Below are 22,948 nucleotides of genomic sequence, written 5' to 3' on the forward strand. Positions count from 1 at the left end.
TCTGTCGCAGCGTGATTTATCGCGCGAATTTATCTCGCAGAAAAACAGCGCGATAAATCGCGCCGTGACGAAGTCGTACCAGAAGAGAGTTTAGTGGAAAACACCGGTGGAGAGATAACGGTCGCCGCGATCGCAAATAATCGCCACCACCACGCTACCCGGCTGAGCCGCCGCAACGCGCAATGCCCCGGCTACCGCACCGCCAGAACTGACACCACAGAAAATACCTTCACGCCGTGCAAGTAGCCGCATGGTCTCTTCCGCTTCCTGCTGGGTCATATCCATCACTTCGTCTACCAGCTCCGGGCGAAAAATGCCGGGCAAATAGGCACTCGACCAGCGACGAATACCGGGAATGCTGCTGCCTTCCTGCGGTTGCAAACCAATAATCTTCACCGTCGGCGCAGACTCGCGCAGGTAGCGTCCCACACCGGTAATGGTGCCGGTCGTTCCCATGCTGGAGACGAAATGCGTCATGCGTTGCTGGCTCTGCTGCCAGATTTCCGGGCCGGTGGTCAGATAGTGGCCGAGCGGATTATCGGGGTTATTGAACTGATCCAGCACCCTGCCCTCACCGCGCGCCGCCATCTCCTGCGCCAAATCCCGCGCCCCTTCCATACCCTGTTCGCGCGTGACCAGCACCAGTTCCGCACCATAGGCACGCATCGCGTCCTGGCGCTCCTGGCTCATATTCTCCGGCATCAGCAGGCGCAGACGATAGCCTTTCATTGCCGCAATCATCGCCAGCGCGATACCGGTGTTGCCGCTGGTGGCTTCAATCAGCGTATCGCCTGGTTTTATCTCACCGCGCAGTTCCGCCTGATGAATCATCGACCAGGCCGCCCGATCCTTGACCGAACCCGCAGGATTATTACCTTCCAGTTTTAGCCAGATCTCGCTGCCGTTGTCAGGCGTCAGGCGCTGCAACTTAATCAGCGGCGTATTACCGATGGTATTTTCCAGTGTGGTCACGGTCAGATTCCCGGAGAAAGAGGGGCAAAGAAATCGGGCGGGAAAGTCCCGCCCGAAGGAGTGTCAAAAATATCAGGCGCTCTCGGCAAAGGCAACCGCGCGTAGCGGTGTGGTGCCCTGGTAAAGCCGGGCCTGTTGCAGGCCGACAAACAAACGCTCGCCGCGAATCGGGGCGCTTTGCTCTCCATCAAACACCAGCGTAAAGGGTTCGCTCTGCCAGCCAGCCGGTTGTACCACCAGCTGCCAGAAATGTCCGCGTGGGCTAACTTCCAGCACCTGCACAGGCAGCGGCGTTTCCAGGCTGCTCTGGCGCGATACATCAATCTCCCACGGACGCAGGAACAGATCGACCGGACCCTGGTGCGCCGGAGTATAGCCCAGCGGCCAGCGATGGGCAGCAACATGGAATTGCGAGCCATGCACTTCACCATCAAAGCGGTTAACTTCGCCGAGGAACTCCAGCACGAAGCGGGTGGCCGGATCGCGCCATACTTCATCGGGTGTGCCGACCTGCTCAATATTGCCCTGGCTCATCACCACCACGCTGTCGGCGACTTCCATCGCTTCTTCCTGATCGTGGGTCACGAACACGCTGGTGAATTTCAGTTCTTCATGCAGCTGACGCAGCCAGCGACGCAGCTCTTTACGCACCTGGGCATCGAGCGCACCGAAGGGTTCATCCAGCAATAAAATTTGCGGTTCTACGGCCAGCGCACGCGCCAGTGCGACGCGCTGTTTCTGACCGCCCGACAGCTGTGCCGGGAAACGGCTGGCGAGATGACTCAACTGCACCATCTCCAGCAGACGGGTCACGCGCTGTTTGATTTCCGCGCTGGAGGGACGCTCGCGGCGCGGCAGCACCGTCAGACCAAACGCGATGTTGTCAAACACCGTCATATGGCGAAACAGCGCGTAATGCTGAAAGACAAACCCCACCTGGCGATCGCGCGCGTGCAGGCGGCTGACGTCTTTACCGTGGAACTGGATTTGACCGCTGTTCTGATGTTCCAGACCGGCGATGATACGCAGCAGCGTGGTTTTACCCGAACCGGATGGACCCAGCAGCGCCACCATCTGGCCGGAAGGAATATCCAGAGAGATATCGTTCAACACCGGCGTGCGGCCAAACGATTTGTTAATTTGTTTAATCTCAATGCTCATGATTTTCCTCCTGTTGGCGTTTCCGCTGATGCTCTAAACGCCACTGCACCACGCTTTTCAGAAACAGTGTCACTATCGCCATCAGGGTCAGCAGCGCGGCGGCAGTAAATGCGCCAACGGTGTTGTAGTCCTGATGCAGTAATTCAACCTGAAGCGGCAAAGTATAGGTTTCGCCGCGAATCGATCCCGATACCACCGAGACCGCACCAAATTCGCCGATGGTACGGGCATTGGTCAGTACCACGCCGTACAACAACGCCCAGCGGATATTCGGCAGCGTGACGCGGCGGAACATCTGCCAGCCGGATGCGCCAAGCAGCACCGCGGCCTCATCTTCGTTACTGCCCTGGCTGAGCATCACCGGCACCAGTTCGCGCACCACAAACGGACAGGTAACGAAAATGGTCGCCAGCACCATGCCGGGCCAGGCAAACATAATCTGGATATTGTGTGCGTCCAGCCAGCCACCTGCCGGGCCGTTGATCCCCCAGAACAGCAGGTACATCAAACCCGCAACCACCGGGGACACCGCAAAAGGAATATCGAACAACGTCAGCAACAGCTGGCGACCTGGGAAGTTAAAACGCGTCACCAGCCACGCCAGCAGCGTACCGAACACCAGGTTAACCGGTACGGTGATCAACGCCACCATCACCGTCAGCCAGATGGCATGCAGCATATCGCCATCTTTCAGGTTGCCGAGGGCGGTGCCCAGGCCCTGATTAAGCGCTTCCCAGAAGATGGAGATCATCGGCACCACCAGCAACATGATGGAAACCAGCGCGCCAATGCCGATCAGCAGCCATTTGCCCCAGTTAATCGGCGAGCGATCAACCCGATTGATTTGCGAAATCTCTGCCATCATTGGCCTCCTAAACGACGGCCAAAGCGGCTTTGCAGGGTGTTGATGGCGAACAGCAGCAGCAACGAGGCGGCAAGGATCACCGAGGCGATGGCGCTGGCTGCCGGATAATCAAACTCCTGCAAACGCACAAAAATCATCAGCGAGGTCACTTCAGTTTTCCACGCAATATTACCGGCGATAAAGATCACCGCGCCAAACTCACCGAGACTGCGGGTAAACGACAGCGCCGTACCCGCCAGCAAAGCCGGAGCCACTTCCGGCAACACCACGCGGCGGAAGCTCTGCCACGGTGTCGCCCCGAGGGTTTCGGCGGCTTCTTCGTATTCCGGCCCTAACTCTTCCAGCACCGGTTGCACAGTACGCACCACAAACGGAATGCTGGTAAAGGCCATCGCCACCGCAATGCCGAGCCAGGTGTAAGAAACCTTGATATCGAACTGCGCCAGCCATTGACCGTACCAGCCATTAACCGAGAACAACCCCGCCAGCGTCAGACCGGCTACTGCCGTTGGCAGTGCAAAGGGTAAATCCATCAGGCCATCAAGCAGGGTACGCCCCGGAAAGCGATAACGGGTCAGGATCCACGCCATCAGCATGCCAAACACCGCATTGAACAGGGATGCCACCCCGGCAGACAACAGCGTCACTTTATACGCCGCCACCAGCTGCGGATTGGTGATCACTTCCCAGTACTGCGCCAGCGTCATTTTTGACAGCTGCATCAGTAACGCGCTAATCGGCAGCAGCAGAATCAGGCAGGTAAACAGCAGGCTGGTGCCGAGGCTGATACCAAATCCGGGCAGCACCCGCTTTTGCGTTGAGGCAAACATTAACCGCGCCCCGCTGCCAGCAATTTGTCCAGCTCAGCGCCACTGGCAAAATGGGTTTTCATCACGTTATCCCAGCCACCAAATGCCTCACCGACATTGAACAGGTGGGTCTGCGGGAAGCGGTCCTGCTGTGCTGCCATCAGCTGCGGGTTGTTCACGCGATAGTAAAAACTGGTGATGATTTTCTGTGCTTCCGGTGTGTAGAGATAATTCAGGTAGGCTTTCGCCGCGTCCGTGGTGCCATTGTGCTCAACGTTTTTATCCACCCAGGCCACCGGGAATTCGGCGAGGATGTTGGTCTTCGGCACAATCACTTCGTAGCCATCTTTGGCGTACTGGTTACGGATGTTATTCACTTCTGACTCAAAGCTAATCAGCACATCACCCAGGCCGCGCTCAGCGAAGGTGGTGGTGGCACCACGGCCACCGGTATCAAATACTTCGACGTTTTTCAGGAATTGCGTCATAAAGGCTTCGGTTTTGGCCTGGTCTTTACCATCGGCCTGATCCGCCGCGCCCCACGCAGCCAGATAGGTGTAGCGGCCATTGCCGGAGGTTTTTGGATTCGGGAAAATCAGTTTTACGTCATTCCGTGCCAGATCGGCCCAGTCGTGAATATTCTTCGGGTTACCCTTACGTACCAGAAACGCCATGGTGGAGTAAAACGGAGAGCTGTTATTCGGCAGGCGAGTCTGCCAGTCGGCCGGGATCAGCTGGCCTTTGTCGTGCAGCACCTGCACATCCGTTACCTGGTTATAGGTCACCACATCGGCACGTAACCCCTGGAGGATCGCCAGCGCCTGTTTTGATGACCCGGCATGCGATTGTTTAATCGTCAGCTTGTCACCCGGATGGCTGGCATCCCACTGCTGTTCAAAAGGCGCATTCAGGGCGACAAACAGTTCACGCGAGACGTCATACGAGCTGTTGAGCAACTCTGTCGCCTGCACAGCCCCCGCCATCGCCAGCGAAAGCGCGATACCGCCAACCAACTTGTTAAAAACGGGAAGTGTCATGCTGCACCTGGAAATGTGGAGTTACGGCTGATGCCATTAGATGTTGTCAGTGTATTTATAACTCAGCGCAAACCAGTAACGGTTTTATATATCGTTTGCTGATTTCAAAGTCTAAAAAGGCATAAGACCACGGGGAAGTTTATGCATCTGGCGGGATAACCAACGGACGGCACCGGGGCCGTCCGGGCGGGAATTACAGCGCCTGCAACGCGTCAAGCGACGGCGCAAAAAAGTAGCTGCCGGTAACCGGCTTAGTAAAGCGCAGCATGGCGTCCATCTTACCGTCACGCTCGCCAAACATGCTTAACAGCTGCTGTTCGATATTATGCAGGCGATTGCAGTAGGCAATAAAAAACAGGCCGTGGGTGCCGCTGGCGGTGCCATAAGGCAAGCTCTGACGCAAAATCTTCAGCCCTTTACCCTCTTCTTTCAAATCGACACGGCTGAGATGCGAGGTAGCCGGACGATCATCGCCGGGAATCTCTTCATTCTCTACCTTAGTGCGCCCCATCACCGCTTCCTGCTTGTCAACCGCCATGCGGTTCCACAGCTTGAGGTTATGCTCCCAGCGCTGGGTAAAGACATAGCTACCACCCGCATCCGGACCCGCGGCAATAATCGCCACCTGCTCGCGCTGTTCGCCTTGCGGGTTCTCGGTGCCATCAACGAAACCGGAGAGATCACGCTCTTCCACCCAGCGAAAACCGTGGGTTTCTTCTTCGATATCGACAGCATCCGCAAACGCCACCAGCGCGGCCTGCGCCAGGGAGAAGTTCACATCGTGACGGAGCGACTGGATATGGATCAGCAAATCACGCTGCGTGGCAGGCGCAATGCCTTTGCCCAACGCACTAAAGGCTTTCAGTTCTGGCGCCGCATCAGCGCCCTGCAAATCACGCCACAACGTATCACCAAAGGCGATTACCGCGCCCAGTCCGGCATCGGCGAATTTGTGTTGCAGTGCATCGAGGTGTTGCAGAAAGGTTTTGCTGCCCAGGCGCAGCGCATCGAGATTGCCCGTGACGCGGGCTTCCAGCCAAATGGCGAAACGGCGGTGTTCCAGCAGAATCCCGCTCTGAAATTGAGACATCGACATGCTCTCCGGCAATGGGGGTTAAACGGCGTTTTTTTCGTCCGTATCATACCGGAAAGTGGCGGCGATAGCCCGTATCACCGCACTTTTTTGAGGGATTAACGTTGCCAGACGATCTTGCTGATTTTCCAGTTTTTCAGCGTATCATCCGACGGCATCAACCCTTCAGGACCGTGCCACTCGCCGCTATAGATATAGGCGATGTGCTGGCTATTCGGTGCACGGCACTCCACATCACGGCTGTCGAGACCCGGTACCATTTTGCAGTTATCAAACGCTTTGCTGAATTTAGCGCTGAACAGGTCACCGATTTTGCTGCCGTCCGCACTTTTCGCGCTCGGGTCCAGCACTTCAATACGTTCAACGCTGCTTTGGCCGTTGATCACCAGTTTGACCTTGCCATCATCCAGTGCCTGCCAGAACTCCACCACCTGGCCGTTCTGGGTACGCATCCCCTGACGCAGCTTGTAATCGCCATTCAGCGCTTTATCGATCGCCGTTTGCGTCATGGCAGTGCTGCTGGAAAGCCCGGCGACACCCTGCTCGCTTACCGTCAGCGAACCGCCGAACCAGCTCAGCGGATTCAGTGCCGACCAGTGGTAACTCAGCGGGTTATACCAGTGGCTTTCATCAGCCGAACCCGAAGACGCAGAGCTGGCACAACCTGCCAGCACCAGAGCCGTCGCCAGCAGCGCGGGACGAACAACTTTCATGAAAACTCCTTGATCTTGTTTGCCGGTTTGGCGTGCCTGTTGGAGTCGCAAAGCGACAAAAAGTTTATTCGTGATGCTGATGTTCGGGCAAAAAGCAGTCACACAGGCGTCGATGGGTTTGCAGCCAGTACAGCGCCAGCAAGTCGAACAGCGTTAACAGCAGCGGGAATGGTGAATCGGGCATCGCACCCTGAAACAGGTTAACGCCCTGCCACAGCAGGTTAATCAGCAATGACAGGCTGAGCACCACGCGCCAGCTTTGCCACAGGCGCGGCCAGCGCTGACGATAGCCGGTGAGCAGCAGGCCGATGGCCGCCGGAATGCCGAGCGCCAGGCCCAGCCAGAAACTTTGCCGATCGGGATAGAACAGCGCCAGCAGGTCATTCCCCTGCTGACGAGACGCTCCGGCCATCACCAGGATCAGCCAGGTGCGCGCCTGTAACAGCAAAATCAGCCAGAAAAGAAATGGCAGCCGCAGCTGCCCTTTCGCATCGTATTCTTCTGGCGAGTATTTCAGCACAACCATTTAATACTCACGGTCTTCAATCAGGCGCTTGCCCAACAGCAGCGAATCCACTGGCTCGTAATCAAGCTTTTCATAGAAGGCCACCACCTGGTCGTTCTCTTCACGCACCATCAGATGGATTTTCGGGCAGCCGCGCGCAATCAGTTTCTTTTCCAGACGATTCATCAGCGCATTGGCAAAGCCACGCCCCTGATAATCGGGATGCACCGCCAGATAATAGGCCGCACCGCGATGACCATCGTAGCCGCCCATCAGCGTACCCACCACCTCACCACCGACTTCGGCCACCAGAAACAGCTCCGGGTCATGGTTCATTTTGCGTTCAATGTCCAGCTCAGGGTCATTCCACGGGCGTAACAGATCGCAACGCTCCCAGAGCGTGATCACTTCTTCAAAATCTTCCTGGCGGAATGAGCGGATTTCCATCGGCGTTACCCTGCAGTTAGGCACAATTCGCTGATTATCACGTATTCTTTAGCGGGCGCAACCCTCGCACCGTTCAGCGGCGGAAAAAAGCGACGAAATTCCTGTTCGCGACCTGAAATACAAAGTAAAGCCCTGAAATAGTTGCGAGGTCGCACCCGTCAGGATGTTACGATATAACACTTTTCAGGTTTACCTGTCAGGGATTCATTGATGAAAAAGATTTCACTGCTCAAACGCTTAACTAATCGCCGTCAGCTGCTGCTGTCCGGGCTGGCGCTGGCGGTGCTATCGCCGCGCCTGGTACAGGCCAAAGAAGAGAGTGCCGATTTACACCTGCTGCCGCGCCACAGCAAACCCGCGCCGCCAGCTAACAACGGCAAACGTATCGTGATGATCGATCCGGGCCACGGTGGTATCGATTCCGGTGCGGTTGGGGAACAAGGTTCCGAAGAAAAACACATCGTGCTGGATATCGCCAACAATGTGCGCCAGTTGTTGCAGGATCATCCCAAAGTAGAAGTGCGCCTGACGCGTGACACTGACTACTTTATCCCCCTGTATCAGCGGGTGGAAATTGCCCATCAGCACGGTGCCAACCTGTTCATGTCAATTCACGCCGATGGTTACACCAGCCCGGACGCCAATGGCGCTTCGGTGTTTGCCTTGTCGAATCGGGGTGCCAGCAGTGCGATGGCGCGCTATATGTCGCAGAAAGAGAACGATGCTGACAAAGTGGCCGGGGTCGAAGTGGCGCAGAAAGATCAGTATCTGAACCAAATCCTGTTCGATCTGGTGCAAACCGACACCATCCGCAACAGCCTGACGCTCGGCAAACATGTGCTGGATCAGATCCGTCCGGTACATCATTTGCATAGCCAGCATACTGAGCAGGCGGCGTTTGCGGTGCTGAAATCGCCCTCGATTCCGTCAGTGCTGGTGGAAACCTCGTTTATTACTAACCCGCACGAGGAGCAGCTACTCGGCACGCCGGCGTTTCGCCGTAAAATTGCCAGCGCCATTGCCGATGGTATCGTCAATTACTTTGATGAGCACGATCGCCGTCAGGCATAGTCAGGTATAATCGCGTCAAATTTCCGGAACGAGTAACTCATGAGCAATCCCGATATTTCCCGCGTCAAAGCCTTTCTGCTGGCGCTCCAGGATGACATCTGCGCCCAGCTGGCAGCGGAAGATGGTGCTGCCGATTTTGCCGAAGACAGCTGGCAACGCCCGGGCGGCGGCGGCGGACGCAGCCGCGTATTACGTAACGGCGCGGTGTTTGAGCAGGCTGGTGTTAACTTCTCCCATGTCCATGGCGATCAAATGCCTGCCTCGGCCACCGCGCACCGCCCGGAGCTGGCAGGCCGCAGTTTTGAGGCGATGGGCGTCTCGCTGGTGATCCATCCGGAAAACCCTTATGTCCCGAGCAGCCACGCCAACGTGCGTTTCTTTATCGCCGAAAAACCGGGTGCCGATCCGGTGTGGTGGTTCGGTGGCGGTTTCGATCTCACCCCTTTCTACGGCTTTGAAGAAGATGCGTTGCACTGGCATCAGACCGCGTTTGACCTGTGCCAGCCGTTCGGTGCGGATGTCTACCCGCGTTATAAAAAGTGGTGTGACGACTATTTCTGGCTGAAACATCGTGACGAGCAGCGCGGCATTGGCGGCCTGTTCTTTGACGACCTCAACACCCCGGATTTTGACCATTGCTTTGCCTTTACCCAGGCTGTAGGCCATGGCTTCCTGCAAGCCTATCGCCCGATTGTGGCAAAACGCAAAGCGCTGCCGTGGGGCGAGCGCGAGCGTCAGTTCCAGCTGTATCGCCGTGGCCGCTATGTGGAGTTCAATCTGGTATGGGATCGCGGCACGCTGTTTGGCCTGCAAACCGGCGGACGCACCGAATCGATCCTGATGTCGATGCCACCGCTGGTGCGCTGGGAATATGATTACCAGCCGGAAGCAGATTCACCGGAAGCGGCGTTGTATCGCGATTTCCTGCCGGTGAAAGATTGGCTGGGCCTGCAATCCCGATGAATGGGTGTCAGTCGTAGGGTCGCCATTTATGGCGACCGGTTTATTCACAACGGCTCGGTCTGTGCCTCCACCACCGCCAGCGCGACCATATTGACGATGCGTCGCACTGACGCGATGCGCGTCAGCACATGCACCGGTTTGCTGATGCCCATCAGCACCGGCCCGACCGTCACCCCTTCCGAGCAGGAAACGCGCAGCAGGTTGTAGCTGATACGCGCCGCTTCCACATTCGGCATGATCAGCAGGTTAGCCGTGCCTTTAAGGGGGCTGTCCGGCATCAACTCGCGCCGGATATTTTCCACCAGCGCCGCGTCACCGTGCATCTCACCATCAATCTCCAGATCCGGCGCTCGCTGCTGAATCAGTGCCAGCGCATCACGCATCTTGCGCGCCCCCGGCGCATTGGAAGTACCAAAGCTGGAGTGCGACAGCAACGCCACACGGGGTTCGATACCAAAACGTCGCACCGTCTCCGCCGCCATCAGGGTAATATCCGCCAGCTGTTCCGGCGTCGGATCCTCATTGACATAGGTATCGGCAATAAAAGTGTTGCCGCTCGGCAGCAGCAGCGCATTCATCGCCCCGGCCACTCGCACATCAGGCCGGAAGCCAAACACCTTCTCGATCACCTCATAATGTTCATGATAATCGCCCACCGTGCCGCAAATCATCGCATCTGCTTCACCACGATGCACCATGATGGCACCGATCAGCGTCGGGTTGCCGATCACCGCGCGCTGCGCCATTTCCGGCGTCACACCACGCCGTTTCATGATCTGATAATATTCACTCCAGTAGGCTTTAAAACGGGGATCGGATTCGTTATTCACCACCTCAAAATCTTTGCCCGCCTCGATCTTCAGACCCTGCTTTTGTAAACGCATGGCGATGACATTCGGGCGTCCAATCAGGATCGGTTTCGCCAGCCCGAGCGACACCAGCTCCTGGGTAGCATGCAGCACCCGCACCTCCTCCCCTTCCGCCATCACCACGCGTTTGGGTTCTTTACGCGCCTGAGAGAAGATCGGTTTCATAAACAGGTTGGTTTTATAAACAAACTCAGTGAGTTTCTCGCGATAGGCATCAAAATCTGCAATCGGCCGCGTCGCCACGCCGGAATCCATCGCCGCTTTGGCGACCGCAGGCGCGATCTGCACAATCAGGCGCGGATCAAAGGGTTTAGGGATTAAATATTCCGGGCCAAAACTCAGATCCTGATCGTCATAGGCCGAGGCCACCACATCGCTCTGCTCAGCCTGCGCCAGCGCCGCGATGGCGTGCACCGCCGCCAGCTTCATCTCCTCATTGATAGCAGTGGCCCCGACATCCAGCGCACCACGGAAGATAAAAGGAAAGCACAGCACGTTATTCACCTGATTGGGGAAATCAGAACGCCCGGTACAGATTATCGCGTCTGGCCGTACCGCCTTCGCCAGCGGTGGCATGATTTCCGGTTCCGGGTTGGCCAGCGCCAGAATCAGCGGGTCTTGCGCCATTTGCTGCACCATCTGCGGCGTCAGCACTTGCGGCCCGGAGCAGCCAAGGAAGATATCCGCCCCGGCAATCACCTCTTCCAGCGTGCGCTTGCCGTTATCTTCAACCGCATAAGCCGCTTTGGTTTCCGCCATCTCGGGGTCACGTCCGCGCCAGATCACCCCCTTCGAATCACAGGCGACGATGTTATGACGCTGCATCCCCAGCGCCACCAGCAGATTCAGGCAGGCAATGGCCGAGGCACCCGCCCCCGATACCACCAGCCGCACATCGGAGATGGCTTTTTTGACGATCTGCAAACCATTGAGCACCGCTGCGGTACAGATGATGGCGGTGCCGTGCTGATCGTCATGGAACACCGGGATCTTCATCCGTTCACGCAGCTTCTGCTCGATATAGAAACATTCCGGCGCTTTGATATCTTCCAGGTTGATGCCGCCAAAGGTCGGCTCCAGTGCCGCGATCACCTCAATCAGCTTGTCCGGATCCCGTTCGTCGATTTCGATATCAAATACATCAATACCGGCGAATTTCTTAAACAGCACCCCTTTGCCTTCCATCACCGGCTTACCGGCCAGCGCACCGATATTGCCCAGCCCCAGCACTGCGGTACCGTTGGAAATCACCGCCACCAGGTTGCCGCGCGCGGTGTATTTGTGTGCCGCCAGCGGGTCAGCGGCAATCTCCAGGCAGGGGGCCGCCACGCCTGGGGAATAGGCCAGCGCCAGATCGCGTTGCGTCGCCAGCGGCTTGGTGGGTGACACCTGAATTTTTCCGGGAGTGGGATACTGGTGAAAATCGAGAGCACTTTGCTTCAGTTGTTCGTCCATTGGGCATCCTGTTGCGCGGAGAGATAAGCGCTCAGTATAGAAATCAACGGCACAAAAGAGGGTGAAGGCGCTCAAAGAATGCACGGCTGGCAAGGGCACAGATTGCCACAGCAGGATCAACGGGTCCGTCACAGGCTGCTATGCTTAAAAGTGGTAAAACGCGCAGCTGACACCTTTCAGGCAGGCCCCTCAATCACAACCGCGCGCGGTGGGCACCACGGCGTCACAATCAGAGAAAACGCATTTTCTTCACCTGACGCCTGTAGCAATGTGTTGGACCGGTACCCACCAGGAAATGGCGCAACAAAGCCATGGCTGCCTGAGGTTTTTATTTGCCCTAATGATTGCTAATCAAGGAGTTAAGCGATGAACCAGCTAGATGCATTGAAACAGTTCACCACCGTGGTGGCGGACAGCGGCGATATTGAATCCATTCGCCACTACCACCCGGAAGATGCAACCACCAATCCCTCGTTAATCCTCAAAGCCGCCGGACTCGACGCCTACAAGCACCTGATTGATGATGCCATCGACTACGCGAAAAAACAGGGCGGCAGCAAAGAAACGCAGATCATCAATGCCAGCGATAAAGTGGCGATCAACCTCGGTATGGAAATTCTGAAAAGCGTACCAGGCCGTGTCTCGACCGAAGTGGATGCTCGCCTCTCCTTCGATCGTGGCATGTGTGTCACCAAAGCGGAAAAACTGATTCGCCTGTATGAAGAGAACGGCATCGACCGTTCACGCATTCTGATCAAACTGGCGTCGACCTGGGAAGGGATCCGCGCCGCCGAAGAACTGCAAAAGAACGGTATCAACTGTAACCTGACGCTGCTGTTCTCCTTCGCCCAGGCCCGTGCCTGTGCCGAAGCCGGGGTGTTCCTGATTTCACCGTTCGTCGGCCGTATTTATGACTGGTACAACAGCCGTAAACCGCTCGACCCGTATGTGGTTGATGAGGACCCAGGGGTGAAATCAGTGCGCCGTATCTACGATTATTACAAAAAGCACCGCTACACCACCGTCATCATGGGTGCCAGCTTCCGTAAAGTGGAGCAGATCCTGGCACTGGCGGGCTGTGACCGTCTGACCATCTCCCCGAACCTGCTGGAGGAGCTGGCAAACAGCGATGCGCCGGTAGAACGTAAACTGGAACCCTCCACGGAAGGCTTCCACCAACCTGCTCCGCTGTCTGAAGCGGAATTCCGCTGGGAACATAATCAGGATCCGATGGCGGTAGAAAAACTGTCTGATGGTATCCGTCAGTTTGCTGTCGACCAGCAAAAACTGGAGGACGTGCTGGCTGCTCGCCTCTAAACATCATCCTCACATCATGCCGGACGGGCGTCTGCCCGTCCTTATTTTTGCCAAATCACAAGGGAGAACCCTATGTCTTCACGCAGAGAGTTGGCTAACGCGATTCGTGCTCTGAGCATGGATGCAGTACAAAAAGCAAATTCAGGCCACCCCGGTGCCCCCATGGGTATGGCGGATATCGCCGAAGTCCTGTGGCGCGATTTCCTGAAACATAACCCGACCAATCCCGCCTGGGCGGATCGTGACCGCTTTATCCTCTCCAACGGCCACGCCTCGATGCTGCTTTACAGCCTGCTGCACCTCACCGGCTATGATCTGCCGATGGAAGAGTTAAAAAACTTCCGCCAGCTGCATTCGAAAACGCCGGGACACCCGGAACTGGGTTACACCCCAGGCGTTGAAACCACCACCGGGCCGCTGGGCCAGGGGCTGGCCAATGCGGTAGGGATGGCGATTTCCGAACGCACGCTGGCTGCGCAGTTTAATCAGCCGGGACATGACATCGTTGACCATTACACCTACGTCTTCATGGGTGACGGCTGCCTGATGGAAGGGATTTCGCACGAAGTCAGCTCGCTGGCGGGCACCCTTGGACTGGGCAAACTGATCGGTTTCTACGATCACAACGGCATCTCGATTGATGGTGAAACCGAAGGCTGGTTCACCGACGATACCCATAAACGTTTCGAAGCCTATAACTGGCATGTGATTGGCGATATTGACGGGCACGATCCGGCCGCCGTCGCCAGCGCAATTAAAGAGGCGCAAAGCGTCACTGACAAACCGTCGCTGATCATCTGTCGCACCATTATCGGTTTTGGCTCGCCGAATAAAGCCGGTAAGGAAGAATCACACGGTGCTGCGCTCGGTGAAGCAGAAGTGGCACTGGCGCGTAAGCAACTCGGCTGGAATTACCCGCCGTTTGAAATCCCGAAAGAAATCTATCAGCAGTGGGATGCCAAAGAGGCCGGTGCCGCGCGGGAAAAAGCCTGGGATGACAAAATGGCGGCTTATCAGGCTGCCCATCCTGAGCTGGCCAAAGAATTTAAACGCCGCATGAGCGGTGCTATGCCCGCCAACTGGGAAAACGATGTGCAGGCATTTGTTGCGCAGTTGCAGGCCAATCCGCAGAAAATCGCCAGCCGTAAGGCGTCACAAAATACCCTCGAAGTGTTTGGCAAGCTGTTGCCGGAGTTCCTCGGTGGCTCTGCCGACCTGGCTCCGAGCAATCTGACGATCTGGTCCGGTTCTAAATCGATCAAGGAAGATATTGCCGGGAACTACATCCACTACGGGGTACGTGAGTTCGGGATGACGGCGATTGGTAACGGTATCGCCCATCACGGTGGCTTTCTGCCCTACACCGCCACCTTCCTGATGTTCGTCGAATACGCCCGTAACGCCGCGCGTATGGCTGCGCTGATGAAGGCACGCCAGGTGCTGGTGTATACCCATGATTCGATTGGTCTGGGGGAAGATGGTCCAACGCATCAACCGGTGGAACAGCTTGCCAGCCTGCGCCTGACGCCCAATATGAGCGTGTGGCGTCCGTGTGACCAGGTGGAAACCACGGTGGCGTGGAAAGCCGCGGTGGAACGTCATCACGGCCCGACTGCGCTGATTCTGTCGCGTCAGAATCTGCTGCAACCAGAACGCAGCCAACAACAGGTCGCGGATATCGCCCGTGGTGGTTATGTGTTGCAGGATAGCGATGGCACACCGGAAGCGATCATCATCGCCACCGGCTCGGAAATCGAGATTGCCCTGGGTGCAGCGGACAAACTGACCGCCAACGGGCATAAAATCCGCGTGGTTTCCCTGCCCTCCACCGACGTGTTTGATAAACAGGATGCGGCGTACCGTGAATCGGTACTCCCCTCTGGCGTGAAAGCGCGCGTCGCCGTCGAGGCCGGCATTGCCGATTACTGGTTCAAATATGTCGGTCTGGACGGGGCGATAGTCGGTATGACCACCTTTGGTGAATCCGCGCCTGCCGGAAAATTGTTCCCGGAATTTGGCTTTACGGTGGAGAATATCGTCAGCCATACCGAAGCATTACTCAAGCCTCACTAATCATTCTGGCCCTGCGTCTCCCGGCGTCAGGGCCATTTTTGATCACAGCCTGATACAGAAAAAAACCTGCTCTGCCCCCTTCCCGCCTCGTCCAAACTGATTACTATAAGACTTTTCTCCGCTTCTTCTGCCGGACGTCTTACCGTTGAAAAAACATACACCCTGGTTTTTGACATTAATGGTTTCACTGCTTCCTTTAAAAAGCATGGCGCAGGTCGCCACGGATCCGCTGCTGGCTTCGCAAATCGTTGATCGTTATGCCGAACACATCTTTTACGGCAGTGGTGCCGTGGGGATGGCACTGGTGGCCATTGATGGCAATCAACGCGTTTTCGCCAGCTTTGGCGAAACCCGTCCGGGCAGCAACGTGCGGCCACAGCAGGATTCGCTGATCCGCATTGCTTCGCTGAGTAAGCTGATGACCAGTGAAGTGATGGTCAAAATGGCCGAACGCGGCCAGATTCGCCTCGACGATCCGTTAAGCAAATACGCCCCTCAGGGAATGCGGGTACCGAGCTACAACGGCCAACCGATTCGCCTGATTAACCTGTCGACCCATACCAGCGGCCTGCCGCGTGAGCAACCGGGCGGCAAACCGCATCGTCCGGTGTTCAACTGGCCGACGCGCAGCGATCGCTGGCAGTGGCTGTCACGCGCCTCTCTTAAAGTCGCTCCTGGTTTGGACGCCTCTTACTCGAACCTCGGCTATGACCTGCTGAGTGATGCCCTGTCGCAGGCGGCGGGTAAACCCTATCCGGCGTTGTTCCAGCAACTTATCACTCGCCCGTTAGGCATGAAGGACACCACCTTTACCCCATCGCCGGACCAGTGTCAGCGGCTGATGATTGCCGAAAAAGGTGCCAGCCCGTGTAACAACACGCTGGCGGCGATTGGCAGCGGTGGCGTGTATTCAACGCCGGAGGATATGGGACGCTGGATGCAGCAGTTCCTTAACTCGGCCGTTAATCAGCGCACCCCACAGATCGACCGGTTGCAGACGCTGATCTATCGCCGTGACCAGCTGAATAAAGTGGAAGGGATGGATGTGCCAGGCCGGGCCGATGCGCTGGGCATGGGTTGGGTGTATATGGGACCGAAAAATGGCCATCCCGGCATTATCCAGAAGACCGGTGGCGGTGGCGGTTTCATCACCTATATGGCGATGGTGCCACAACATAATGTTGGGGTGTTCGTGGTGGTGACGCGTTCACCGCTGACGCGCTTCACACCGATGAGCGATGGCGTCAACGATATGCTGGCTGAGCTGGTGGGTAACCAGAGCGGTTCACCGATGATGGTGCAGGCGATTCGTTAACGCGATTGCGGCCCGGTCTGCGGCTGGCTGACCCACAGGGTTGGCCAGTCGTCACTGCTGTGCCAGGCATCGCAGGTTTTCTCTTCCGCATACTCCGCCAGCACAAATTCGCTGCCATCGAACTGCCAGCGTGTCGCCGTGCCGCAATCCCCCAGACCACGACCTTTACTGAAGGTGTACAGGAAACCACTGCTGGCATCGTACTCCGCATTCACTAAATCCAGCTGATTATCGGTGCGCGACGGTGGGGTAAACGGCAGGGTTAACGTCAGACCGCGCGCCACATACGGCTGGTTGCGCGTCACTTCAAATGCCAGGTCAATAACGTTGTACGCCCCGGTTTCGCAGCTGATAAGCAGCAGCGCTTTGCTGTCTGTCAGCGGGGCGACGCTCACTTCTCGTCGCATCGGATCGAGTGAGCAACTGTCGGTGTTGATACGCCAGGTACCGTAATCAATTAATCCGCTGGTTTCCTCGCGGGTCAGCGCGACCGGCTGGGGTAAGGGGGCGGGTAAACGGGGCAATGGCGGCTGCGGCGGGACATCCCATACCACGCGATCGCCGCGTTTTACCCAGGCACTTAAACCATTCACCCTGCCCTGCACGTCATCCATCAGCAGCAACGCGGCTTTCATACCATGCAGTGATATCGATGCTTTGGCCTGCCAGGTGAGTTGAAGGGTATCTGCATCCAGCGTTTGCGCCAGAAACTCGTCAATGGCGATGGCGTTACTGGTGGCAAGGTGGTGGGGTTCTACACTCCAGTGCTTAAGATCGGGTTTCATTCGCCGCTGGTCCAGCAACAGATTGTCCTGCAAGGCAGCACCCGGTAATTCGCCGCTGTACGCGCTGCCATAGTCGATGCGCAGCAGCGGGCGATCGTCCACACCGGCGTGCCGCGATATCGTCATGACCAGTCCATTATCACCAGGAAAACTGCGAGCTACACAAAAAGCCGCATTGTTGCAGGTCAGCTGCCAGTCAGAAAATGACTTTTGCAGTGGATCCGCCTGCACTCCCGCAGCAAAAAGAAAGAGCAATAAAAGCAGCGACTTCATCCAATACGACATCTAAAAAACCGATCCCCAAATTCTTAGAAAGAAGATGATAGCGCAATGGCATCACTGACACCGGACCTAATCTGTGAACTGGCCCGAAAAGCGGTGCTAACTGCCGAAAAAGACGTCGCTTTGAGCGATCTCTGCGGGTAAAACTGAACTGTCATCATCCGTGCCGAATGAATTCTGCTCAATCGGATTTGTCGCACAATTATCGGGTTGATGCAGAAAGTCTCCGTTTTCGCCATGCTGATTATCGAGAATATCTGCCGTCGTCACAAAATCGTCATAAATTGATATGTTACGATAAATAGGTTTAGCTCAGTTGCCGTATAAACTTCACTCCATTTCCCGCTGGCACGGGTACAAGCGAATATTGTGATAAAGGGATGGCAGAATTCCCTCTTTTAATTATTTGGCAGGGAAATCTCGCCAGAGTAACAATCGATCATCAGGGACCAGGATGAAATATGCTAAGCAGCAGCGCAATTAATGCCATCGTAAATAAACCCTCCGTCACTCAACCAATATGCAGAAAGGAAATCACCACCCATATACAATCAATTAATAATATCTCTGCCCCACGGAATCTGATTGACCGGCCTATGTCATCCTTAGGTGTGTCTTCAGTAAAAGCCAATAACCTACGGCCTGCTCGTTTAGAACGATCAACCCGGCCAAAGAAAGCGATATATCATCCGCAATCTAGCAAATGCGCAGATGTTCCTGCCAGGCAGATTGTTCAACAGTTTCGTGATAATGAGGAACTGATCGAGCAGCTACCAACAGTCACCGAGCTGCTGAGCGAATCAAAATCCTATCACATCAGAAGATTTTCCAGCCAGTGTGACGATATTTTCAATAAGAAAGAAGGGTTGAAAAAAAAGATACGTCAGAAGGCGAAAAATGCCTGGGAAAGAAATAAAACAGTCATCAATAACAAGTTAGTAAAAACTGATAATGCAAAATTAAAAATACTCTTCAACACTATCTCCGCAGTGTGCGCCGATCGGCAAACCCATCACCTGGATGTTTTTTGGAATGGTGTCTTATCACTATCCACAACATGTCAGCAAAGGAAAAACTATCGCAGATTATGGGAATTTATCGTGAGCAACCCTCACCTGGAAACTTTCTTAACTCAGTTTGACTTGTGGACAGGCATTGAAGATAAAATCAGGGAGATGCTATCCAATAACAATAATAAATTCTTCATGGTCATCAATGAGACACAAAAAGACTTACTGGATGAATTACAGCTGCTTTGCGCCCCCATTGAGACACAATACTACCATCAATTATGCGAAATTGACTATAACGGTAAAACCACCAGTGAGGTCATCGAATCACTTATCAATAACACAGGATTGCAGGAAGTATTGAGTGAAACCGCCAGTGGCAGCGATTTATGGCGGGAATTAAATAATCTGCCTACGGTGTTTAAGCTCGATGTCTTAAAAAATGAAATCGATGATCTGCTGACTGAATATAAAGAGAACAGTACCGATCTGAAGAGACTGAAACATGGCACGTTTCTTAAGCGTATCAGTGAGAGTTTCAATATATTGTACCGGATACCCCGAATTCTCGGTAACTTAAAAAAGCGCATTGAAAACAAAGTTGAATTTGCTGAAGTACATATCCTGTATCAGGATCTTTTTTTCAATGCTCTTGATCGACTGCAAAATGCCGGTGTGGACGCGACACTGAAATCATTGATGACCCGGAATGATGATTTTCAGGATATGGTGATTGATGACATTGATCTTCAGGAAATAGCGGAACAGGTATCACCCCATTTATTGTATAACCCAACAGAATGCTATGATTTTATTTGTATGGCTTCGATGCTGGATGTCAGTCAGGTAATTGCAGAAAACATCGGGGATACAACGCAATTGTATCAATTGATGAAAAACTATTATCCTGCCCCACAGGAAGTTGATGCCTTTTTCTCGGCACAGATGAGCACCATGGGTAGCGGTTATGACCGGGGCATCATGCTGGCAATCAGTCGGCTTCTCCCCCCCGCGATGAACTGGAAAATGCGTGAAAGGCTATTGCTGGCGGTGACCGGTACCAGCGCCTACGATATCCCTCCAGGCAATGAATTCCTGTTGAAAATTGAAGAAAGCATCGTCAGTGCGCTGAACCCTGCCAGATTAGAACAGCGTTACCAGAAAGGTTTGCATCTTGACCCGTACCTGGTCGATAAGCTGAATATCTCAGGGGAGCAGCAAACACACATTAAGGAAATTGTCATGGATTTCCTGCTGTCACGTAACAGGTATGCCGATGCAGAGACTAAACTGCCTCAATTCAAAGTCGATATCGCGACAATTCTTAAGTTGTTACCCGAAAAATTATCTTTTGACCTGGAAACTAATTCACTGCGCCCGTCCCATTTTTTTAAGTATCATGCGATAACAAGTAATACCCTGCTGACAGAAACACTGGTCAAAGAAATTGACCACTTATATATTCTGCATAAATTTCTCGATAACATGCTGGATGAGACTTTTGCGGCACACTCACATATCAATCGATTGAATGAAATAGTCGCCAACACAAATATTAGCTACGACATTGCAATATATGCAAATATCGCCCTGGCATTGGTAGAAAATAATCCATTCGCCCCTGAATCTGAACTGGAGATCCGGCGGGCCATCACAGACCTGTTTTCCGGTGATGAAATGCTCACGCTGATCAGCGATGAAACCACACCATTAGCACAGGAGCTGGCAGAGATACAGCAATCTCTGTCAACCTATCCGAAAATTGCGCCCAGTGATTTCTTCGCTAAAGCTGCGGGAATGGGTATCTGGGTGGATTCTGACAGCCAGAAAAACATCATTAAAGTGCTTGGTGATTCCATTACTACTGATATCACCAATGAGGAGCGAAGCTGCCAGATTCTTTCTTATATTCTGAGAAAATCCTTCGCAGCTGCCGATGTTCTGGAATTATCCACAGATACCGGTACCGGCCAGCCCCATCATTTTCTTAACACGCTGACCAGCGGATTGATTACCCAGATAAATGGTTTAATCGCCGCAGAACTTGACACGGCGCTCGCTGCTTTCGACCCTGGCACTAAAGAGGGTGACCGTTATACCAATACAGCCTGTAAACTTATAGAAGGTGCATCTCCGCACCGTGTTTTAAAGGATCTCTGTAAAACCGGCAATGACAAAGATGACAATGCCATCGGCCAGACATTTACCGAAGATCAATTCGCTCATATCAGAAAAGAACTATTAACGTTGCTGGCTAAAGGCGGGGACGATTACCCTAAAGATATTGGCAAAATCTTCGGGGAGTTACGGAAAACCATATTGAGTGATGAAAACAACCATATCAATTATTTACTAAAATGCCTCAACGTATTTAGAGAATTACAAAGTAAAGATATCAACTTAGCGCCTGATAAAATTTATCAGAAGATTATTGATAACATTTATGAAAGAGGGGTCCCTGCACGCATTGCTAAAACAGGACAAAAACTCACTGAAGCGGATTTACTGGAATATTTTATTCAGGAAGATGTCACAGATATCAATACTGAAAGCGCTAAAAAATTTATCCAGTCCATCAATCAAAAACACCGTATATCTGACTCCCTGCTCTATTCCATTACCTTACTTGAACCTTTCCTGGCTGATGCATTAGCCTGGCGGCAGGATGAAATTGATGCGGAGAATAAAAAAATCATTGCCGAAGAAGAACTGGAGCTGGCGCTTCTGGCTCATGCCGCCGCCAATCAGGGGATATTTTCCACCCAGGCGGAGTATGACATGACCGAATATCGGGCCGACCGTGCAGCTCGCGATGATGAAAATGATTATGAAAAAGCCATCGACTCCGCCTGTAAATATGAACACTATGAGAAAGTTACTGAAGAATGGAAATGGTTTTTCTATCTCGGGACACAGTTTTCCAATTACTGGATTGAAATGCACCGGCCAGTTTTTGTTTATATCAACACCAACGTCACTGAAACACGTACCACCACGCTCTCTTATGCCAATGGCGAAGAGGTGGAAACACAAAATATTCAGTCATCGAATCCCGGCCTCACGATGATCAGGTTTAAACTCTGCGATATCCTCGATAAGAATGGATATATTGACAATAAAAAAATTAATGAAACCATTCAGGAGAAATACTGCCCCACATTTCAGATACAACATATTCAGTTCACACCATTTCTTGACATACAACCACTGAAAATATCCAATAAGGGAGGTGAAATTTCAACGGTTGGCACCCTCACCGAACGCTATGATGTTGAGGTGATTTCGGCTATGGATATACAGAAAGGGAGTTATATGTATAATCTTCCGAGCAGACCACCTGAATTTCCATTCTGTAATGCACCACCAGGTCCTGTTGTCCTGCAAAATTACGCCGAAAAAATTCGGCAACCAGCCAGATCTCACGAAGTGAGTGCTAATGTAGCATCCGCCATTCAGGCCATAAAAAAAATTCACCACCCGCGTGAGATTTTCAATTCTGCTGCACAAGCGCGGGGTTTAGCAACCAAACAGGGTACACTAATACGCCAACGTGAAAATAATAACTGGTGTACGCGGGTTGAGGATTCACTGCGACTGCTTACCCAACATCGCCCGGAAAATTTGTATCGTACCAGACCTGCGGTACAACCCTTACAAAGTGCGATCATTAGCGCAGCGTCCGCATCAACAGGAAAAAAAATAATTGTTATAGATGACAGACATCGTGGTCATTTATATCAACCCGGCAAAGGGGCAGAACGTTCTGGTCAGCCACTGGTGTCTCAGCCAGGCAATATGGACAACCAGGGCAATATTGCACAAATAATCCCTTCAGCGATGCTGAAAGATGCCGTTGCAGGGAAAACCTTAGTATTACATCAGGATAAAGCAGGACGATTTAAATCAGTACAGATTCAACCACTGGGTGCCTCCACGTATAAATCTACCGTCATACCTGTGGAAACCAACATTCGCGCCGGAATAGACCACCCTGCCATCAAACGATTGCCTCCTGCAATATTAAGTGAAGCGGATAATGTGTTGAACGCAGTGACCACATCATATTATATGCATCCTGCGGGCCAGCCTGGACCATCGACTCAACATTCTAACCTGCCAATCCGCACGAAAATCCTGTTGGATCTAAAGCTCACTGATCATGAAGGTTAATATTTTAGATCCTGTAAAAAGTTAAGAGAATTATTA

At 53.7% G+C, this 22,948-nt stretch carries 18 protein-coding genes; 6 read left to right on the forward strand and 12 right to left on the reverse strand.

From position 1 onward, the window contains the following. Positions 1 to 90: 90 nt before the first annotated feature. From cysM to CUN67_RS14565, 9 genes are all read right to left on the reverse strand, one after another. On the reverse strand, positions 91 to 972 hold the full coding sequence (gene cysM, locus CUN67_RS14525; RefSeq protein ID WP_208715999.1) for a cysteine synthase CysM: 882 nt from the start codon (positions 970 to 972) through the stop codon (positions 91 to 93). A gap of 72 nt (positions 973 to 1,044) precedes the next feature. Further along, positions 1,045 to 2,133 carry a sulfate/thiosulfate ABC transporter ATP-binding protein CysA gene (cysA, locus tag CUN67_RS14530; RefSeq protein WP_208716000.1) on the reverse strand — a complete coding sequence of 363 codons (1,089 nt, stop codon included), beginning with the start codon at positions 2,131 to 2,133 and terminating at the stop codon, positions 1,045 to 1,047. Beyond that, positions 2,123 to 2,995, reverse strand: a complete 873-nt coding sequence (cysW, locus tag CUN67_RS14535) for a sulfate/thiosulfate ABC transporter permease CysW (RefSeq protein ID WP_208717230.1) — start codon at positions 2,993 to 2,995, stop codon at positions 2,123 to 2,125. Before cysW ends, cysA begins: the two co-directional genes overlap by 11 nt. Further along, positions 2,995 to 3,828 carry a sulfate/thiosulfate ABC transporter permease CysT gene (cysT, locus tag CUN67_RS14540; RefSeq protein ID WP_208716001.1) on the reverse strand — a complete coding sequence of 278 codons (834 nt, stop codon included), beginning with the start codon at positions 3,826 to 3,828 and terminating at the stop codon, positions 2,995 to 2,997. Before cysT ends, cysW begins: the two co-directional genes overlap by 1 nt. After that, positions 3,828 to 4,844, reverse strand: a complete 1,017-nt coding sequence (locus CUN67_RS14545) for a sulfate ABC transporter substrate-binding protein (protein ID WP_208716002.1) — start codon at positions 4,842 to 4,844, stop codon at positions 3,828 to 3,830. The genes cysT and CUN67_RS14545 overlap by 1 nt, the downstream gene beginning before the upstream one ends. A 193-nt stretch (positions 4,845 to 5,037) precedes the next feature. Beyond that, entirely contained in the window at positions 5,038 to 5,934 is an 897-nt protein-coding gene (locus tag CUN67_RS14550) for a Dyp-type peroxidase (protein WP_208716003.1), read from the reverse strand. 101 nt (positions 5,935 to 6,035) lie between these two features. Next, positions 6,036 to 6,650, reverse strand: coding sequence for an RpoE-regulated lipoprotein (locus CUN67_RS14555; protein WP_208716004.1), 615 nt, complete (start codon positions 6,648 to 6,650; stop codon positions 6,036 to 6,038). 64 nt (positions 6,651 to 6,714) lie between these two features. Further along, positions 6,715 to 7,176, reverse strand: coding sequence for a DUF2919 domain-containing protein (locus CUN67_RS14560; RefSeq protein ID WP_208716005.1), 462 nt, complete (start codon positions 7,174 to 7,176; stop codon positions 6,715 to 6,717). After that, complete coding sequence (locus tag CUN67_RS14565) at positions 7,177 to 7,602, reverse strand: GNAT family acetyltransferase (protein WP_084876235.1); 426 nt, start codon at positions 7,600 to 7,602, stop codon at positions 7,177 to 7,179. Between the two features lie 210 nt (positions 7,603 to 7,812). On the opposite strand from CUN67_RS14565, the gene amiA reads away from it, so the two are divergent. Both amiA and hemF read left to right on the forward strand, forming a co-directional pair. After that, a complete protein-coding gene (gene amiA, locus CUN67_RS14570) occupies positions 7,813 to 8,673 on the forward strand; it encodes an N-acetylmuramoyl-L-alanine amidase AmiA (protein ID WP_208716006.1) in 861 nt (286 codons plus the stop codon). Positions 8,674 to 8,712: 39 nt separating this feature from the next. Next, positions 8,713 to 9,636 (forward strand): oxygen-dependent coproporphyrinogen oxidase, encoded by a 924-nt coding sequence (hemF, locus tag CUN67_RS14575; protein ID WP_208716007.1) that lies wholly within the window; start codon positions 8,713 to 8,715, stop codon positions 9,634 to 9,636. A gap of 44 nt (positions 9,637 to 9,680) precedes the next feature. On the opposite strand, the gene maeB is transcribed toward hemF, so the two are convergent. After that, on the reverse strand, positions 9,681 to 11,960 hold the full coding sequence (gene maeB / locus CUN67_RS14580; protein WP_208716008.1) for an NADP-dependent malic enzyme: 2,280 nt from the start codon (positions 11,958 to 11,960) through the stop codon (positions 9,681 to 9,683). Positions 11,961 to 12,326: 366 nt separating this feature from the next. On the opposite strand from maeB, the gene tal reads away from it, so the two are divergent. The 3 genes from tal (at position 12,327) to ampH (ending at position 16,665) form a co-directional block, all read left to right on the forward strand. After that, positions 12,327 to 13,277 carry a transaldolase gene (gene tal / locus CUN67_RS14585; protein WP_208716009.1) on the forward strand — a complete coding sequence of 317 codons (951 nt, stop codon included), beginning with the start codon at positions 12,327 to 12,329 and terminating at the stop codon, positions 13,275 to 13,277. Positions 13,278 to 13,349: 72 nt separating this feature from the next. After that, positions 13,350 to 15,350: a transketolase gene (tkt, locus tag CUN67_RS14590; protein ID WP_208716010.1), complete on the forward strand. Its 2,001-nt coding sequence runs from the start codon at positions 13,350 to 13,352 to the stop codon at positions 15,348 to 15,350. A 145-nt stretch (positions 15,351 to 15,495) separates the two neighbouring features. After that, positions 15,496 to 16,665, forward strand: coding sequence for a D-alanyl-D-alanine-carboxypeptidase/endopeptidase AmpH (gene ampH, locus CUN67_RS14595; protein ID WP_208716011.1), 1,170 nt, complete (start codon positions 15,496 to 15,498; stop codon positions 16,663 to 16,665). On the opposite strand, the gene CUN67_RS14600 is transcribed toward ampH, so the two are convergent. Together CUN67_RS14600 and CUN67_RS30405 are read right to left on the reverse strand one after the other, a co-directional pair. Continuing rightward, positions 16,662 to 17,666, reverse strand: a complete 1,005-nt coding sequence (locus CUN67_RS14600) for a DUF1176 domain-containing protein (protein WP_254711407.1) — start codon at positions 17,664 to 17,666, stop codon at positions 16,662 to 16,664. The two genes, ampH and CUN67_RS14600, sit on opposite strands and share 4 nt — an antisense overlap. Beyond that, positions 17,647 to 17,787: a hypothetical protein gene (locus CUN67_RS30405; RefSeq protein WP_254711415.1), complete on the reverse strand. Its 141-nt coding sequence runs from the start codon at positions 17,785 to 17,787 to the stop codon at positions 17,647 to 17,649. Before CUN67_RS30405 ends, CUN67_RS14600 begins: the two co-directional genes overlap by 20 nt. 406 nt (positions 17,788 to 18,193) lie before the next feature. Here CUN67_RS30405 and CUN67_RS14605 point away from each other — a divergent pair, with 406 nt between their 5' ends. Continuing rightward, positions 18,194 to 22,912 (forward strand): hypothetical protein, encoded by a 4,719-nt coding sequence (locus CUN67_RS14605; RefSeq protein WP_208716013.1) that lies wholly within the window; start codon positions 18,194 to 18,196, stop codon positions 22,910 to 22,912. Positions 22,913 to 22,948: the final 36 nt, after the last annotated feature.

Source organism: Pantoea cypripedii (assembly GCF_011395035.1).
GTDB classification, from domain to species: domain Bacteria; phylum Pseudomonadota; class Gammaproteobacteria; order Enterobacterales; family Enterobacteriaceae; genus Pantoea; species Pantoea cypripedii_A.

Excerpts from the sequence above, each read along its gene's own strand:
- CUN67_RS14550 (WP_208716003.1), bottom strand. The coding sequence starts at position 5,934 with ATGTCTCAATTTCAGAGCGGGATTCTGCTGGAACACCGCCGTTTCGCC.
- CUN67_RS30405 (WP_254711415.1), bottom strand. The coding sequence starts at position 17,787 with ATGCCATTGCGCTATCATCTTCTTTCTAAGAATTTGGGGATCGGTTTT.
- tkt (WP_208716010.1), top strand. The coding sequence starts at position 13,350 with ATGTCTTCACGCAGAGAGTTGGCTAACGCGATTCGTGCTCTGAGCATG.
- cysW (WP_208717230.1), bottom strand. The coding sequence starts at position 2,995 with ATGGCAGAGATTTCGCAAATCAATCGGGTTGATCGCTCGCCGATTAAC.
- CUN67_RS14545 (WP_208716002.1), bottom strand. The coding sequence starts at position 4,844 with ATGACACTTCCCGTTTTTAACAAGTTGGTTGGCGGTATCGCGCTTTCG.
- tal (WP_208716009.1), top strand. The coding sequence starts at position 12,327 with ATGAACCAGCTAGATGCATTGAAACAGTTCACCACCGTGGTGGCGGAC.
- amiA (WP_208716006.1), top strand. The coding sequence starts at position 7,813 with ATGAAAAAGATTTCACTGCTCAAACGCTTAACTAATCGCCGTCAGCTG.
- cysT (WP_208716001.1), bottom strand. The coding sequence starts at position 3,828 with ATGTTTGCCTCAACGCAAAAGCGGGTGCTGCCCGGATTTGGTATCAGC.
- maeB (WP_208716008.1), bottom strand. The coding sequence starts at position 11,960 with ATGGACGAACAACTGAAGCAAAGTGCTCTCGATTTTCACCAGTATCCC.
- hemF (WP_208716007.1), top strand. The coding sequence starts at position 8,713 with ATGAGCAATCCCGATATTTCCCGCGTCAAAGCCTTTCTGCTGGCGCTC.
- CUN67_RS14605 (WP_208716013.1), top strand. The coding sequence starts at position 18,194 with ATGCTAAGCAGCAGCGCAATTAATGCCATCGTAAATAAACCCTCCGTC.
- CUN67_RS14565 (WP_084876235.1), bottom strand. The coding sequence starts at position 7,602 with ATGGAAATCCGCTCATTCCGCCAGGAAGATTTTGAAGAAGTGATCACG.
- CUN67_RS14555 (WP_208716004.1), bottom strand. The coding sequence starts at position 6,650 with ATGAAAGTTGTTCGTCCCGCGCTGCTGGCGACGGCTCTGGTGCTGGCA.
- CUN67_RS14560 (WP_208716005.1), bottom strand. The coding sequence starts at position 7,176 with ATGGTTGTGCTGAAATACTCGCCAGAAGAATACGATGCGAAAGGGCAG.
- cysA (WP_208716000.1), bottom strand. The coding sequence starts at position 2,133 with ATGAGCATTGAGATTAAACAAATTAACAAATCGTTTGGCCGCACGCCG.